Consider the following 15,178-nt stretch of genomic DNA (forward strand, 5'->3'; position numbering starts at 1 on the left):
TATAATGTCATGGATAGGGTAATCTGACACTTAGCTGAAATATAACATGCCGGGGTTTTAATGTCATACTTTTTAAGTCAGGAATGGCAGCGCTGTTTAAAAGAAAAGGGCTTACATAGATATCTATGTAAGCCCTTAAATTTGGACATGGACATGAAGGGGAGAGATTAACCGCTTTTCTTATCCTGACTCAAAATAACCCCGCCCATCACAAGCGCAGCTGCGGCAAACTGCATGGTGGTGAATGTCTCATCCAGTATCAGCCAGCCAAAGAAAAGGGTGCATACCGGAATCAGGTTTACGTAAGCGGTTGTCTGGTTGGCCGGAAGCTTGCTCATGCCGAAGTTGTATAGACCATAGCCGCCGATTGTTACGCCGATTCCCAGATAGGCTATGCTGCCTGCTGCCAGGGGATCAAAAACAGAGGGGATATCTGTAGATGGTAAAGCCAGTAGCGGCAGGTAAAATATCGCACCCATAAAGGCTTGAAAAGCAGTCAGGAAAAGTGAGGAATAATGGGCGGTCATCTTTTTCAGCACGGTCATATACCCAACCGCACAACACATGGCTAGAAATTCAAGGAAATTTCCGAGAATTGGATTTGGCGCATGTTCCGTCGACTCAGATGCCAGAGAAAGCCATATTCCACCGCAAACAGCCAAAGCGAATCCGGCCAAGGTCCTACGGCTTAGGTCTTCGTTGAGAATAAATCGGGCAGAGACAGCCATAAGTAGAGGCAGGGTAGAGCAGATCATCCCGGCTTGAGATGCTGATGTGTATGTAATAGCCTGACTTTCAAATACAAAGTACATACATGGCTCGCAAAAGGCCATGAAGATGAGCCATCTGAAATCACCTTTCCGGATGGGTTGCTTTTTGAAGCTTGGAATGAAAAAAATGAAGCATATGGTGGCCAGCATCATTCTTCCGAATATTACGAAAGTAGGGTCATATACAGCCATAGCCAGTTTTAAGGCTACAAATGAGCTCGACCAGAGCAGTACAGCGGTAAGCAGCGCTACTACCGCAACATACGGGGATTGGAGAAAGGACATTATGACCCTCACGGGTAAGATTTTATCGATAGGGGAAACATGAAATAGAAGTTGTTATTTGCTTTGTCAATACGGTGTTTTGCCCGGAAAGATTTAAATGATGCCGTAAAATGCAAAAATCCCCGCAGGCCGAAGCTTGCGGGGATTTTGATTATTGTGGTTACAGCTTATATTATCTGGTCCACGCAAGGAGGTTGAACGGGGTGTATTTGTTGTCCGGGTTCTCCGCATAGCGGCAACCGAGATTTGAATCATCGCGTTTATTAACGATATCGCAGTCGGAGCCTACATAATGTGGGCATTTGTTGTTGTTACAAACCACGATTACTCCCCAACCGGATTCCGGCGGTGCGATCCAAGGGCTGAGCTCTTCTCCGCAATGGGGACATGTCCTTTCTTCCAGTTCAACACCACTATAGGTATAAGTCACGGTCTTTCTCCTTGATTGTTTGCTTAGAAAAGTGAGTGTGAATTAATTCACAACATAAGTAAAGTAAGAATGAATTTTCAGGAGTCAAGTCCGCTTATTCAGATAATTCGCGCAGTGCTTTAAAAAGAGCGCGTGCTGCCTTGGGAGGCTTGTTTTTTTCTTTTTCCTTTTTGGCATTGCGCGCCAACTGTGAAATTCGCTGACGGTCAGCTTGAGGATGCAATTCCAAGATTTCGTCAAATACGGAAAGATCGCCATCAATTAATTTGCTGCGCCAAACTTCAAGAGTGTGGAACTTCATGTTGTCGGTTTTGTTTCCGGTTTCGATGTCTTCAATAAAGTCGATAAGTGGCTGTGCATCAATATCGCGCATGAGCTTGCCTATGTATTGTACTTTGCGGCGTTTGGCTTCATGAGCTTTAATGGACATGGCGTCTAAAACTTCTTCAATAAAGTAATCCGGCAAACCGCATTTCTTGACCAGTTCAGGGCTAAGAGTCATCAGCTTTTCGGCATATTTCTGCAGTGCAATCATCTCACGTTTTTTCTGAGATCTGCTCGGACCGGAATATTCCTCTTCGTCATTATATAAATCATCTGCGTCGTACATATATTAATGCCTCCGGCGGCTCTCCGAGGGCCAGAGAAACTTTTTGAAAAAGTTTCTCTGCACTCTTCAAAAACTTTTAACAGGCTTCGCCGCTCTTTCTAAAATTTGACTGTTGTTGACAACATACTATTTTTAGTAGCTGGTATAAATTTAAAACTACTAACGGTTTTTATTACTCCGGCAGGCCCCACTTCCTTTAGATTAGAAGCTTTGCTTCGAGTCTCATGAATACGTGCGAGCTTGATGCAGCCGGAGGCGAAATCTTTCTAAAAGAGCGCGTAGCCCATCATAATATAAAAGTCTAGTTGCGGTTAGTCAGCCAGACCCCGAAGATGGTCAGTGCGCCTCCTGTTACGAGAAAAAGGTCAACAGGTTCATTTAGCATGATGGCTCCGAGGATGACTGCTACAACCGGGACGAGGTTAATGAAAATTCCGGTCTTGGATGGACCTATCTCCTGCATTGCTTCGAAGTACCAGCTGAACCCCAGTCCTGTGCCGAACAGGGCCAGATAAAGAATACAACTATAGTCTACAAGAGATGCGCTGATGATCTCAGGAACCAGACCGTGGTAAAGAGCGGGCCCAAGAAGCATTATTGAGCCGAACAGGCAGCACCAATAGACCATTTCAATGGGGTGAATTTTTTTCATCACGGGTTTTCCGGCTAAAGAATATGCCGCCCAGCTGATTACGCAGCCGATGATGCATAAATCTCCATAACTCGTCCCTTCTGTAATTATGGATATGGGGTTGCCGTGTCCAATAATGGTGCTGACTCCGGTCAGGGCCAGAATAAAACCGGCAATCTTCCATAGTGTAAATTTTTCCTTGAAGATTATGGCTGATCCAAGAGCGATAAAAGTAGGCGTGGCGGCAATTATCAGTGCAGCCCTGCCGGCATTAACGGTCTGTAATCCGCTGAAAAATAGAATATTATACAGGAAAACACCGGTCAGTCCGAGGAATGATAGCGGCAGAATATCTTCCTTGGTGCAGCTGGGCTTTTTGCCCGTGGCTCTGCATGTGAGAAAAAACATGAAGATGGTTGCAAAGAAAAAGCGCAGGAATGCAGCAGAGTAAGGGGTCAGGTCTCCGGCCAGAATTCTTCCGGCAATCCATGTTCCGCCCCAGAAAATTACAGAGCCGATGAGCTTGAAGTAGAGTAGTGCAGGTGATGACATGTTATGCTTTGTTGTGAAGTAGGTTAATAGTGAAGTCTGTTATTTCTTCAACGATGGGTAAACATTTGTTCAGCTTAACTTTATTTTCCTGAAAATATTTCTGACCTTGGGAGGTGGATAAGTCGCAGGTAGTTATGTCGAAGCAATTGATAGATTCATTACGTTCATTGAAGTGATCCGTCAATTTTTGAACTAAGCTGTAGCAATCGTCAACATTCTGGTCCGGCGACTTGCGGCCATGGGTAAGACTTATAGCCAGAATGGCTCCTTGCAATGCTCCGCATACCCCTTTTGTTCTTGAGGCGCCTGAACAAAAGGCCGTTGCAACTGCCGGTATGCATGGATTATTCATGCCTGTAGATTCGGCTATGGCCAGTAGTACACTTTCAGCACACAGATATCCGTTGTTGAAGTAGTGGCATGCTTTTTTTCCGTTCACGATTTTTCTCCAATTTAGATGTTCTATGCTAATTTTAATAAAACATTAGTTTGCCATTATTGCGGATTGTACTGGTAAATAATGTTCTGATTGTTTTATGCAGTGAAAAAGAAGATCAATATTCAGGAATCCGAAGAATGTTCGGGAGGCTTGCTTTGTTCTGCTTTATTACATAATATGCGAACTTAATTCGTCAAGATCCATTTGGCCTTAAAATACCTCAGATTCTTGTGTAGTCGCTTTCTGTACTTCCGAAATCAGACTTTTGTATTAATTGTTTTTAAGTATTGCAGCATTTATGTGTGTTGCTCAGTATTTATTGTCATGCCGATTTCCTACAAAATTGTATGTTACTTGATGAATGTCTGTGTTTTTTGATTGATCAATTAATCAATTGGCGGCTTGTATGTTATGCATGTTTTGGTGTGCAGTAGTCGAAAATTCAGGTATAAGGGGCAGTAAGTAGTAAATGATTCGGTTACATTATTGTTTTGCTTAACTTTTGATGGTTAGATGCGTGTCTTCAGGTGATTTCTTCTTGACAAAACTTTAAAAATTGAATTTTATTCTAAAAGACAAATGACTAAGAGAAAGATTGACGAAACTGATCGTAGAATTCTGACAATACTTCAGAATAGTGGCCGAGTCTCCAATGCTGATATCGCAAGAAAAGTCGGCATGGCTCCTTCAGCGGTACTTGAGCGTGTCCGTAAGTTGGAACGCAAAGGTGTGCTTACCGGATATGAAGCTATCGTTAACCCAAAGGCCGTCGGACGTTCCCTTACCGCCTTTATCTTTGTGAATGTAAATGAAGGCGTAGGCGCCACCTCCACAGGTGAGGAACTTTCCCGTGTCCCCGGGGTTCTGGAAGTGCATTACTGTGCAGGACGTGACAGCTATCTTATAAAAGTTCGCTGTGAAGATACCGATGGGTTGGCCATTATGCTGGGGCAGATCGGAAGAATCGAAACCGTTAGGGATACCAATTCAACAATCGTACTAAACACCATCAAGGAGTCTCGGGCAATTCCTCTAGAAGAGGATGATTACGAATCATAGCAGACTGTGAAATATCCCGTGTTCAGGCTCGGCAGTATGGGCCTGTAACTTCCTGAAGATTCAGGGTCGGAGTGATTTTTGATCGGTCTGCAAAATTTATGATTTTGAAGAACCATTAAAAATCTCAAGGAGAGCAGGTATGAACGCAGAAGTCTCCACTCTGGACAATAAAGTAATTGAACGCGGGAAACAGTTTTTTGATTCCATATCCGGTGAAGCGCCTTCAGTCTTTAATAAAGGCTGGTGGACTGGTAAGGTTATGGACTGGTCCATGAAAAATGAAGATTTCAAGGTCCAGATGTTCCGTTTTGTTGACGTTTTGCCATACCTGAATACTTCCGAGTCCCTATCAAGACACATTGAAGAGTATTTTGCCGGAGAAGACAGCAATATTCCCGACGTCCTCAAATGGGGCGCCACCAAGACAGGTTTTGGCGGCGGTCTTGTAGCCAAGGTGCTGAACAAGACCATTCGCTCCAACATTGAAGGCATGGCCCGCCAGTTTATTATCGGCCAGAAATCCAAGGAAGCGGTAAAAGGTATTCGCAAACTGCGTAAAGACGGTTTTGCTTTTGTCCTCGACCTGCTTGGTGAAGCTACTGTTTCCCATGAGGAAGCCGCAGCTTACCGCGATGGTTATCTGGAAGTCCTCGATGCAATTGAAAAAGAATACAAGAAATGGGATGCCCTTGATGCATCCGGCGACCTTGACTGGGGCCATGCTCCCAAGATCAATGTCGCAGTTAAACCTTCCGCTTTTTACTCCCAGTCAAAGCCGGTAGATCTAGAAGGTACTGTGCAGGGTATGATGGATGCCATCGAGCCAGTGTACAAGAAGATCATGGACATGGGCGGTTTCATGTGTATCGACATGGAAGCCCTCAAGTACAAAGAGCCTACTGTTGAAATGTACAAGCGGTTCAGGAAGAAATACCCTGACTATCCGCATCTAGGAATTGTCTTTCAGGCTTACCTGCGCAGCGTAGATGATGATGTTTCCGGTTTACTTGATTGGGCGCGTGCAGAAAATCTGCCTATATCCATCCGTCTGGTAAAGGGTGCTTACTGGGATTACGAGACCGTACTCGCCAAGCAGAATGACTGGCCTGTTCCGGTCTGGACTCATAAACCTGAATCGGACATGGCATTTGAGCGTGTTTCCAGAATGATTCTTGAAAACAACGATATCTGTCATTTCGCATGCGCGTCCCATAATATCCGTTCAATTTCTTCGGTCATGGAAGTTGCGAATGAACTGGGTGTTCCTGAAGAGAAGTATGAATTTCAGGTCCTCTACGGAATGGCCGAGCCTGTACGTAAAGGGCTTCGCAACGTTGCCAAGCGTGTCCGTCTCTACTGCCCCTATGGCGATCTGATCCCCGGCATGGCTTACCTTGTGCGTCGTCTGCTGGAAAACACAGCTAACGAATCCTTCCTCAAGCAGACCTTTGCTGATGAAGCTGACGTAAGCCGTTTGCTTGAAAATCCTGAACTTACCCTTGAGCGGGAACTTGCCGCTAAGCCTAAGAATAATCCGGGTAACAAGCCTCCGGAAGGTGAGTTGCCGCGGTTCAACAACTATCCGCCTGCGGATTTCACTATTAAAGAAGAGCGTGCCGGTTTCCCCGCAGCCATGTCTAAGATCAGAAAGGATTTCGGCAAGCGCTATCCTCTCTATATCGGTGGACAGGAAATCGTAACTGACGACACTCTCGATTCTTACAATCCGGCAGATACTTCCGAAATCATAGGTTCCGTTTGTCAGGCAGGAACAGCGGAAGTCGATAAGGCCGTGGCAACAGCCAAACAGGCTTATCTTGACTGGCGTGATGTAGATCCCAAAGAACGCGCTCAATATCTGCTCAAGGCTTCACAGTATCTCAAGGACAATATGTACGACCTTTGCGCCTTGCAGGTTCTCGAAGTTGGAAAGCAGTGGGATCAGGCTCAAGCTGATGTTGCCGAGGCCATCGATTTCCTCGAATACTATGCCCGTGAGATGATCAGACTCGGTGTTCCCAGACGTATGGGTAATGCTCCTGGTGAATATTCCCAGTATTTTTATCAGGGCAAGGGCGTTGCCGCAGTTATTGCTCCGTGGAACTTCCCGCTGGCTATCAGTGTAGGTATGGTTTCAGCAGCTATCGTTTCCGGTTGCCCGGTTGTTTATAAACCTGCCGGAATATCTTCCGCAGTTGGTTACGGCATCGTGGAAATGTTTAAGGCTGCAGGTCTGCCGGACGGCGTATTCAACTACTGCCCCGGTCGTGGCTCAGTAATGGGTGACCATCTGGTTGACCATCCTGATGTTTCTGTCATCGCTTTCACCGGATCAATGGAAGTAGGCCTGCGCATTCAGGAACGTGCAGCCAAGGTGCAGCCCGGTCAGGAGCAGTGCAAGAAGGTTATCGCTGAAATGGGCGGTAAGAACGGTATCATCATTGATGACGATGCTGACCTTGATGAAGCTGTACTCGGTGTGCTTTACGCGGCGTTTGGTTTTCAGGGTCAGAAATGCTCGGCTTGTTCCCGTGTTATTGTCCTTGATTCCATTTATGACCGCTTCATTCATCGCCTCAAGGAAGCAGCAGCATCCATCAAGCTTGGACCGGCTGAAGATCCTACTAATTACATGGGGCCGGTTGTCGATAAGGCAGCTCAAAAGAATGTGCTGGAGTACTGCAAAATTGCCGAACAAGAGGGTAATGTTGTTATCAAGCACGAAGCTCCGGCTGAATATCGCGACAAGGGTTGCTACGCACCGCTGCTGGTAGTGGATGGCATTACCAAGGAGCACCGCATTGCGCAGGAAGAAGTCTTCGGACCGGTTCTGTCCATCATGCGGGCCAAGGATTTTGACGAAGCTCTCGATATCGCCAATTCCACCAGATTTGCGTTGACCGGTGCTGTCTATTCCAGAAGCCCGAAACATCTTGAAAAGGCTTCCCGTGAATTCCGTGTAGGTAACCTCTATTTGAACAAGCCCAGCGTTGGCGCTCTGGTTGAACGTCACGCATTCGGCGGATTCAAGATGTCCGGCGTCGGTTCTAAGTCCGGTGGACCCGACTACCTGCTCCAGTTCATGGACCCGCGTCTCGTTTGCGAAAATACTATGCGTCGCGGTTTTGCCCCCATCTCCGAGGATGATGACTGGGTTGCATAGCTTTAACTAAGAATAGAACATAAAAGGGCCGCCATATCTTTTGCGATATGGCGGCCCTTTTGCTTTAGGTATTGCAGGTAAAGCTTAACTTCTGTCCTTTGCTTCATGCATCTTTTCGATAAGTGCCTGAAGCTCGGCTGCAAGCTGGCTGACGTTATCAGCTGCCTCTGCGGATTGGGCTACATTATCCGATATGTCAGCAGAAATGGTATTGATCTCCATAGTGGATGAATTGATCTGTTCGGCTGCTGCGGATTGTTCTTCAGTTGCAGTGGCAATCAGTGCCACCTGATTCGCTGATTCGGTAACAATTTCAACAATGGTTTTTAGTGAATTACCAGCATTTTCAGCCAGCTCGGAACACTTGGCAACCGCCTGTTCTGTTGTTTGCATGATTCCCAGACTGGTGGAGGTGCCGCTTTGAATCGCTGAAATGGCGTTGCCAACTTCCTGTGTGGCGGTCATGGTCTTTTCAGCCAGTTTACGGACTTCATCTGCTACAACTGCGAATCCGCGACCGGCTTCTCCTGCCCGCGCAGCTTCAATAGCGGCGTTCAGGGCTAGAAGGTTGGTCTGGTCGGCAATATCGGAAATGACATTCATGATCTCGCCAATTGATTCGGCCTGTTGATCCTGCTTTGCAAGAGCTGTTTGAAGTTCTCCTGTGCTTGTCTGAACCTGACTGGTTGCTTCGACCACCTGTTCAACAATGGAGAATCCTTCGTTTGCTTTTTCGGCAGCGTCCCGGGTGCCTTCGGAAGCGTTGGAAGAGTTGCTGGCTACCTCAAGAATGGTTGCACTCATTTGGTCAACGGCGGTGGCGGTTTCCTGTACCCGGTGTTTTTGATTGTCGGCTCCTTGCATGATCCCTGAGGACTGTCGTGCAAGTTCTTCTGCAGCCGAGTTGAGGCTTAAGGTGATTTCTCCTGCCTCGTCAGCAATAGCGGAAAGAGTCGCAAGTAGTGCGGTCGCATATTCTTTTTCAGAGTGAGCTTCTTCCATTGCTTGATTAGCTTTTTGGGCCTGATTGTCTGCTTCAATGGATTTTTGTTCAGCTTCGTCCATGCTTTTCTTTAACTGGATGACCATTTCAGCAATTGTTACGCGTAATTCTTCCAGTTCTCCGTGAAAGCTGATTCTGCTGCAGGATTCAAAATCCCCGCTGCTTACTTCTCTGGCACATTCTTGCAGTGCTGAAAGTGGTCCGAGAATGGATCGGATAATGAGGATTATTGAGGTAATGAGTAATGCAGCTGCAATAAGTTCAGCGACAATAGTAGCGTTGCTGATCAATTGCTGTTGTTCGTGGAGTTGCTTTTCTGATTTGTGGGAAAGCTCTTCAAGGAGAGGTTCCATTTGATGGATCAGTGCTCTGAATTTATCTTGTTCAGATTTTAGCGAGAGGGTCAGCTGGGCATACCTATCCATGCCATCGTTATATGTTTTAAGCTTTTCAATGATGTACTGCTTTTGTTCTGGGGTGAAGTAGGATTCTTCAATATTGGCAACCAGTGTTTTCATGTTGTTGTTGAATTTATCCAGATACTTTGGATCGATTCTCATCATGAAATCTTTTTCATTTCTACGCAACCTAAGGATCCCAGCCTCGTAAAGCTTGTTATTGCCTAAGACAGCCTCTTCGGCATCATGAACTGCTTTGCGTAATTGTCCAAGTAGGCCGCTGTCCTTGGTAAGACCAAGCTTTATGAAATCATCGGCAACGACCATGAATTGTTTTTCATACCCCGAAGTCAGCGCTTCGCCTTGGATGGCCAACTCTTTGAGGGGGCCTTTCTTCAATTCATCAAGGTGGGTATGCATTATACTGGTTTTTTCTTTCACTTTTTCAATATATTTTGCATCTTTTCGCAGAATAAAGTCTTTCTCTGCCCGTCTGGCCTGCAACATTTCGATTTCAAGCTCAAGTGCGTGTTCTTCTGTGGTCAGGCTTTTTTGAATCAGTTGTGTGCCGTAGAAATTGATGGCAAAAACAGCCAGCAGACCTGCTAGGGCTATGGCTCCAATGGCCCAAAGCTTCATTTTAATAGTCATTGATTTGCCTCCAGATAGCTTATGAATTCCATTTGCTGACGGTATGTTTAGCTATTAACAATTAATAATATACCACTGCATAGCTGTAATGGATACAGATAGAAAAAGAAAATGTGGCAGTCCTTACATCGTGTATACTTCCCACTTCCCTTTCGGGTTACCACCTGCTAGAAAGCATGATATATAATTGAAAAAGAGTGTATTATTATGATCTCAGATCCTATTGAATTTCAACTATCAGGCTCAACTATGAGTATCTCCGGTCGCCTTGATGCCGAAGGAGCCGGTGAAGTCTGGGATAAGGCCCGTGCCGCTGTTGCGGCAGGGTGCTCCGTGGTGGAATGCACCGGGATTGAATATCTTGACGGTGGCGGTGCTTCCTTATTTATGATGATGAAGGCCGGGTGTCGTGACCGGGGCAGTTCTCTGGTTATTAATGGGCTGCGGCCTGAGTTCACATCTTTTCTTGAATTATTTGACCTTGATAAAGCTGCGCCGCCAAGCGAGCAGGACAAACGCAAAGGTGGCATACGTGGTTGGATTACATCTGTCGGATTATCCGGTCAGGCTGTAGCCGCAGATATGCGTGAGCAGATTGAATTTACCGGAAATTGCGTACTTGCTTCTTTTTCTACTGCCACTTTAAAAAACAGGTTGCGATGGCCCGATTTCTGGCTCACTTGTGAAAAGGTCGGAGCAGACGGGTTACCCATTATTTTGTTAATCGGGTTTCTGATGGGTTTGATCATGTCTTTCCAGTCCGCAGTATCTCTTATGCGTTTCGGGGCTGAAATTTTCGTACCCAATATGCTCGGACTGGTCATGTTTCGCGAGCTTGGCCCTATGGTAACGGCTATTTTGCTTGCTGGACGGACCGGATCAGCTTTTGCGGCCGAAATCGGTACTATGAAAGTCAATGAGGAGCTGGATGCCCTGAGTACAATGGGCCTTAACCCGGTTAGTTTTCTCGTCCTGCCGCGGGTTCTGGCAACAGTCTGTATGACTCCGTTGCTGACTCTCTTTTTCAACTTCATGAGTCTCGTTGGCGGGGCGCTGGTTATGCTGTCCATGGGCTATCCCTTGAGCACTTATTGCGGGCGCGTTTTTGAAAACGTGCAGTGGATCGATTTTTCAGGAGGCATGATCAAGGCTGTGGTATTCAGCTTTCTTGTTGCCGGAATCGGTTGTCAACGGGGGTTGGTTACCAAGTCCGGGGCCAGTGCCGTTGGTGACTCCACTACCAGTGCTGTGGTTAGCGGTATTATCCTCATTGCCGTGTTTGACGGTATCTTTGCAGTAATCTTCTTCCTTACGGGGATATAAATTGGTTCGCACAAATGAAAGTATAATTAATGTGCAGAACTTGACCTGCGCTTACGGTGATACAGTTATCATCGATGATATTTCTTTTGGTGTCCGGCAGGGGGAAATTTTCGTTATCCTCGGCGGTTCCGGTTGCGGTAAAAGTACTGTGCTGAAGCATATGATCGGACTTTATCCTCCGGCTGCCGGCGAAATTTTTATTGCTGGTGATGATATCGGTTCCGCATACGGACAGCAGAGACTGGAAATATTGCAGCGTATCGGGGTTATGTATCAGATGGGAGCCTTGTTCGGTTCCATGACCCTGCTGGAAAATGTGCGCCTGCCTCTGGAAGAGTTTACATCCATGCCGCGTGAAGCCATGGATTACACCGCTCGTATGAAGCTTTCTCTGGTCGGCCTTGAAGCTTCAGCCGATAAGATGCCGTCCGAGCTTTCCGGTGGAATGCTTAAGCGCGGAGCTATTGCCAGAGCTATGGCTCTTGATCCAAAGATTCTATTTCTGGATGAGCCCTCTGCAGGTCTTGATCCTATAACTTCAGCTGAGCTTGATGAGTTGATTCGCAGTTTATCTCGCTCGCTGGGAGTAACATTTGTAATTGTAACCCACGAATTGCAATCAATTTTTTCTATTGCGGACCGAGTGATTATGCTCGACAAGAGCACCCGTGGAATCATTGCCGAAGGTGATCCCCGTGTCCTGAGTGAGGAGTCGGAACACCCTCAGGTTCGTAGATTTTTTCATCGAGAAGTTGAAGGTAAGGCCATGGAACAGACCGTGGCTACGGAGAATATATGAGTCGTAAAACCAATCCTTTCAGGCTGGGACTTTTTATAATTATCGGCACCATAATTTTTGTCTCGGTGCTGGCAATACTCGGTGCTGGCAAGATATTTGAGCAAAGTGTCAAAATGGAAACCTACCTTAATGAATCCGTGAATGGTCTTGAGGTTGGCTCACCAATTAAATTCCGCGGGGTAAAAATCGGCACAGTCAGCCAGATCGGTTTTGTCACTGATCAATATGTGGATTTAAACCAGAGTGCTTTGCGTTACGTTTATCTTCTCGGCGATCTTAATCATAAAATGTTTAAAACCAAAGAAGGGGAGGAGCTTGTGAGCACCTTGAAAAGAGAAGTGGACCGTGGCTTGCGTGCCCGTCCTGTCTCTCTCGGGCTGACAGGACAGCTTTTTCTTGAAATTGATTATGTTGATCCGGTTAAGAATCCTCCTTTGAAGATTTCCTGGAAGCCCAAAAATATATATGTACCGTCAGCTCCGTCCATGATGAGTAAGGTTGAGAGTGCGGTTGCTTCAATCAGTGATACACTTGAAGACATCAACAAGGCTAATATTTCCGAGGCTATCGAGGATGTGCGTTCGGTGGCTCAGAGTATGAGTACCTTTCTAAAGAATTCAGATACCGGAGAGATCAGCAAGCGTTTGACCGGAACCCTTACCGAGGCTGAAAAATTTATTGCCCGCGTAAACCAGCTTCTGGCTGATCCTGAAGTTGATAATCTCATGCCCGACGTGGCGGCTGCGGCCCGTAATTTACGGACAGTAATGGAAAGTTCTTCCGGTGATATTGTGGCTGCCATGAAGGATATTCGCAAAGCTTCCGAAAGCGCGAAAAACGTGACCGGAGGTATGGAGGAATATCTTTCAGGTCCCAAAGGTAAGCAGACGTTGGCTGATCTTTCCACTACCCTCAATAATATAAGTGAGGCCTCTAACAGGATTAAGGGGGCGGCCGCACGTTTTGAATCTACACTTTCAAGGGTGAATATGACCGTGGCCGGACAGCAGGGTAATATCGAAGCTATTCTGGATAATGTCCGCAGGCTGATGGAAAATTTACGGGAACTTAGTAATGAAGCCAGACAATATCCTTCCGGTGTCCTCTTTGGTGATCCGCCGAAAAAGGCTCCGCTTAAGCAGGGGAGTGAGTAATGAAAGAATATAAATATAATAGAACATGGTTATGTAAAATTGCAGTTATGCTGGTGCTTGTTGCCCTTTGCGCAGCCGCAGGGTGTGTAAAGCTGGAGCGGCCCAGTCTTGATCGTAAATACTATACTCTCGATGTTGTCCGGGGTGATAAGCAGAAGAATGATATCAAGGCGGTAAAGAATCTGATCGTCCGCCGGATCAAGATTTCCCCTCGTTATGAGGACCGTGACCTTGTTTATAAAGTGGGCGAGAACACCTTTGAGGCTGATTACTATAATTCTTTTTTTATTCCGCCAGCAGCATTGATAACTCAAGACTTGCGGCTTTGGATGGGGGAATCCGGAGTGTTTGCCAATGTGCTGGGGACGGAAAGTCTTGGTACTGGAGAATTACTTCTCGAAGGTGTGGTAAATTCCATTTACGGAGATTATTCCGGTCCGGAACCGAAAGCAGTTATCAAGATGCAATTTATCCTGCTTAACAACAGCAATCCCGATTTGCCTATTGTGTATTCCCGCGACTTCAGCCGAAACGTGGTAATAGGATCCCGCGGTCCTGCCGCTCTGGTAAAAGCCATGAACAAAGGGCTTACTTATATTTTTGGTGAACTTGAAAAAGATCTGGCTGCAACGGTTCGTGCAAATCATTTTGATAGCGCAAAGGGTTATTCACAGGAAAAATAAACTCTGTTTTTTCCCTTTATCTTGCAGCGATACATATTGTCATCTGCTCGTTTGATGACTTTTTCCAGAGATTCGTCATTGGTAAACTCAGCAACGCCAATGCTTATTGTCTTGTGGATGGGGGATCCGTCTTTAGGCCGGTATTCATATTCAGCAAGGGCGATGCGAATGTTTTCTGCTACTTTGATAGCTTCCAGACCATTTGTCTCGGGCAGGATGACCATAAATTCCTCGCCGCCATAGCGGAAGGCTTTGTCTTTGTCGCGAATGTTGTCTTTTATGATTCTACCTATGGCTTCAAGGATATCATCGCCTGCCGCATGGCCGTAAGTGTCGTTAAACCTCTTAAAATCATCAACATCCATGAGCATTATGCTTAAGGGATGTCCGGTGTTTCGGCTTTTGAAAATTTCTTTTTCAGCAACATCAAGCATGTGGCGGCGGTTGAAAAGTCCGGTCAACTGGTCGGTTATGCTCAAATTTTTGAATCTTTCTTCGCTTTCTTTGAGTTTTTGCTCTGCTTTTTTTCTCTCGGCAATTTCCAGTTCCAATGCATAATTTTTTTCGTCAAGCTCATGGAGCAGAGTAGCCAACTGCGCTGCATTGTCCTCTTGGAGTTCCTTTACTTCCATCAGTTCTTCAATCAACTCTTCGCGACGGTGTTCGGCTTCTTTTTCAGAGGTCACATCCTGCATAATGCAGATACAATTTTCGGGGGTATCACAGGTCGCTGCAATGTTGGACACTGACATGTCTATGTAGTGAGGATCATTGTTTTTATCGGTAATGGCTATGCTGAGATTTGCCTTGCCTGAAGGACCACAAAAAAGATTGTGTAGATACTCTCTGCCTTCGGTGTCATCCTCGGATACGAGAATTTCGTTTAATAGCTTACCGATAACTTCGTCTTGATTATATGCTGTGATTGTTGCGAAGGCAGAGTTGGCGAATAGGATCTCGCCTTTTTTGTCCAAGATTACAATAGCTGAGGCGGCATTAGAAAATAGATCACGGAACCGGAACTGTCCACAGTCCGGGCATTTGGAAAGAAGGGAATTTCTCAAGCTTATATTCTTGTTCCTGAGTTCCGCGAGTTCAGAATAAATTGATCTTGAACAGCTTAAATTCTTCATAACATAATACCCCTCTACTTTACTCCACCCTATTAGGGTGAACACTTTACGTTGATTTCAAAACTAATCAAGTGATTTTTTGTTTAAGGAGGGCG

13 protein-coding genes are annotated in these 15,178 nt (G+C 46.0%); 6 read left to right on the forward strand and 7 right to left on the reverse strand.

Annotated features, from left to right (window positions below; all coding sequences use genetic code 11):
• Positions 1-167: 167 nt before the first annotated feature.
• From ACNI23_RS01835 to ACNI23_RS01855, 5 genes are all read right to left on the reverse strand, one after another.
• A complete protein-coding gene (locus ACNI23_RS01835) occupies positions 168-1,055 on the reverse strand; it encodes a DMT family transporter (RefSeq protein ID WP_420246372.1) in 888 nt (295 codons plus the stop codon).
• A 172-nt stretch (positions 1,056-1,227) separates the two neighbouring features.
• Positions 1,228-1,485 carry an eL24 family ribosomal protein gene (locus tag ACNI23_RS01840; RefSeq protein ID WP_015851100.1) on the reverse strand — a complete coding sequence of 86 codons (258 nt, stop codon included), beginning with the start codon at positions 1,483-1,485 and terminating at the stop codon, positions 1,228-1,230.
• A gap of 94 nt (positions 1,486-1,579) precedes the next feature.
• A complete protein-coding gene (gene yjgA, locus ACNI23_RS01845; protein ID WP_420246373.1) occupies positions 1,580-2,095 on the reverse strand; it encodes a ribosome biogenesis factor YjgA in 516 nt (171 codons plus the stop codon).
• 301 nt (positions 2,096-2,396) lie between these two features.
• On the reverse strand, positions 2,397-3,278 hold the full coding sequence (locus ACNI23_RS01850; RefSeq protein WP_420246374.1) for a DMT family transporter: 882 nt from the start codon (positions 3,276-3,278) through the stop codon (positions 2,397-2,399).
• A 1-nt stretch (position 3,279) separates the two neighbouring features.
• On the reverse strand, positions 3,280-3,717 hold the full coding sequence (locus ACNI23_RS01855; protein WP_420246375.1) for a C-GCAxxG-C-C family protein: 438 nt from the start codon (positions 3,715-3,717) through the stop codon (positions 3,280-3,282).
• Positions 3,718-4,296: 579 nt separating this feature from the next.
• Between ACNI23_RS01855 and ACNI23_RS01860 the strand changes: the two genes are divergently transcribed.
• Both ACNI23_RS01860 and ACNI23_RS01865 read left to right on the forward strand, forming a co-directional pair.
• Positions 4,297-4,776, forward strand: coding sequence for an Lrp/AsnC family transcriptional regulator (locus ACNI23_RS01860; protein ID WP_420246376.1), 480 nt, complete (start codon positions 4,297-4,299; stop codon positions 4,774-4,776).
• Between the two features lie 139 nt (positions 4,777-4,915).
• Entirely contained in the window at positions 4,916-7,939 is a 3,024-nt protein-coding gene (locus ACNI23_RS01865; protein ID WP_420246377.1) for a proline dehydrogenase family protein, read from the forward strand.
• Between the two features lie 84 nt (positions 7,940-8,023).
• Here the strand turns inward: ACNI23_RS01865 and ACNI23_RS01870 are convergent, their stop codons facing one another.
• Positions 8,024-9,991: a methyl-accepting chemotaxis protein gene (locus tag ACNI23_RS01870; protein ID WP_420246378.1), complete on the reverse strand. Its 1,968-nt coding sequence runs from the start codon at positions 9,989-9,991 to the stop codon at positions 8,024-8,026.
• 207 nt (positions 9,992-10,198) lie between these two features.
• Here ACNI23_RS01870 and ACNI23_RS01875 point away from each other — a divergent pair, with 207 nt between their 5' ends.
• From ACNI23_RS01875 to ACNI23_RS01890, 4 genes are read left to right on the forward strand one after another with little or no spacing between them, the layout of a single operon-like run.
• On the forward strand, positions 10,199-11,314 hold the full coding sequence (locus ACNI23_RS01875) for an ABC transporter permease (protein ID WP_420246379.1): 1,116 nt from the start codon (positions 10,199-10,201) through the stop codon (positions 11,312-11,314).
• A 1-nt stretch (position 11,315) separates the two neighbouring features.
• Positions 11,316-12,113 carry an ABC transporter ATP-binding protein gene (locus ACNI23_RS01880; protein WP_420246380.1) on the forward strand — a complete coding sequence of 266 codons (798 nt, stop codon included), beginning with the start codon at positions 11,316-11,318 and terminating at the stop codon, positions 12,111-12,113.
• Positions 12,110-13,267 (forward strand): MlaD family protein, encoded by a 1,158-nt coding sequence (locus ACNI23_RS01885; RefSeq protein WP_420246381.1) that lies wholly within the window; start codon positions 12,110-12,112, stop codon positions 13,265-13,267. Before ACNI23_RS01880 ends, ACNI23_RS01885 begins: the two co-directional genes overlap by 4 nt.
• Positions 13,267-13,950: an ABC-type transport auxiliary lipoprotein family protein gene (locus tag ACNI23_RS01890; protein WP_420246382.1), complete on the forward strand. Its 684-nt coding sequence runs from the start codon at positions 13,267-13,269 to the stop codon at positions 13,948-13,950. Before ACNI23_RS01885 ends, ACNI23_RS01890 begins: the two co-directional genes overlap by 1 nt.
• Here the strand turns inward: ACNI23_RS01890 and ACNI23_RS01895 are convergent.
• Positions 13,932-15,083, reverse strand: a complete 1,152-nt coding sequence (locus ACNI23_RS01895) for a sensor domain-containing diguanylate cyclase (protein WP_420246383.1) — start codon at positions 15,081-15,083, stop codon at positions 13,932-13,934. The genes ACNI23_RS01890 and ACNI23_RS01895 overlap by 19 nt on opposite strands.
• Positions 15,084-15,178 lie beyond the last annotated feature (95 nt).

The organism is Maridesulfovibrio pacificus (SeqCode) (assembly GCF_048612815.1).
Taxonomy (GTDB): domain Bacteria; phylum Desulfobacterota; class Desulfovibrionia; order Desulfovibrionales; family Desulfovibrionaceae; genus Maridesulfovibrio; species Maridesulfovibrio pacificus.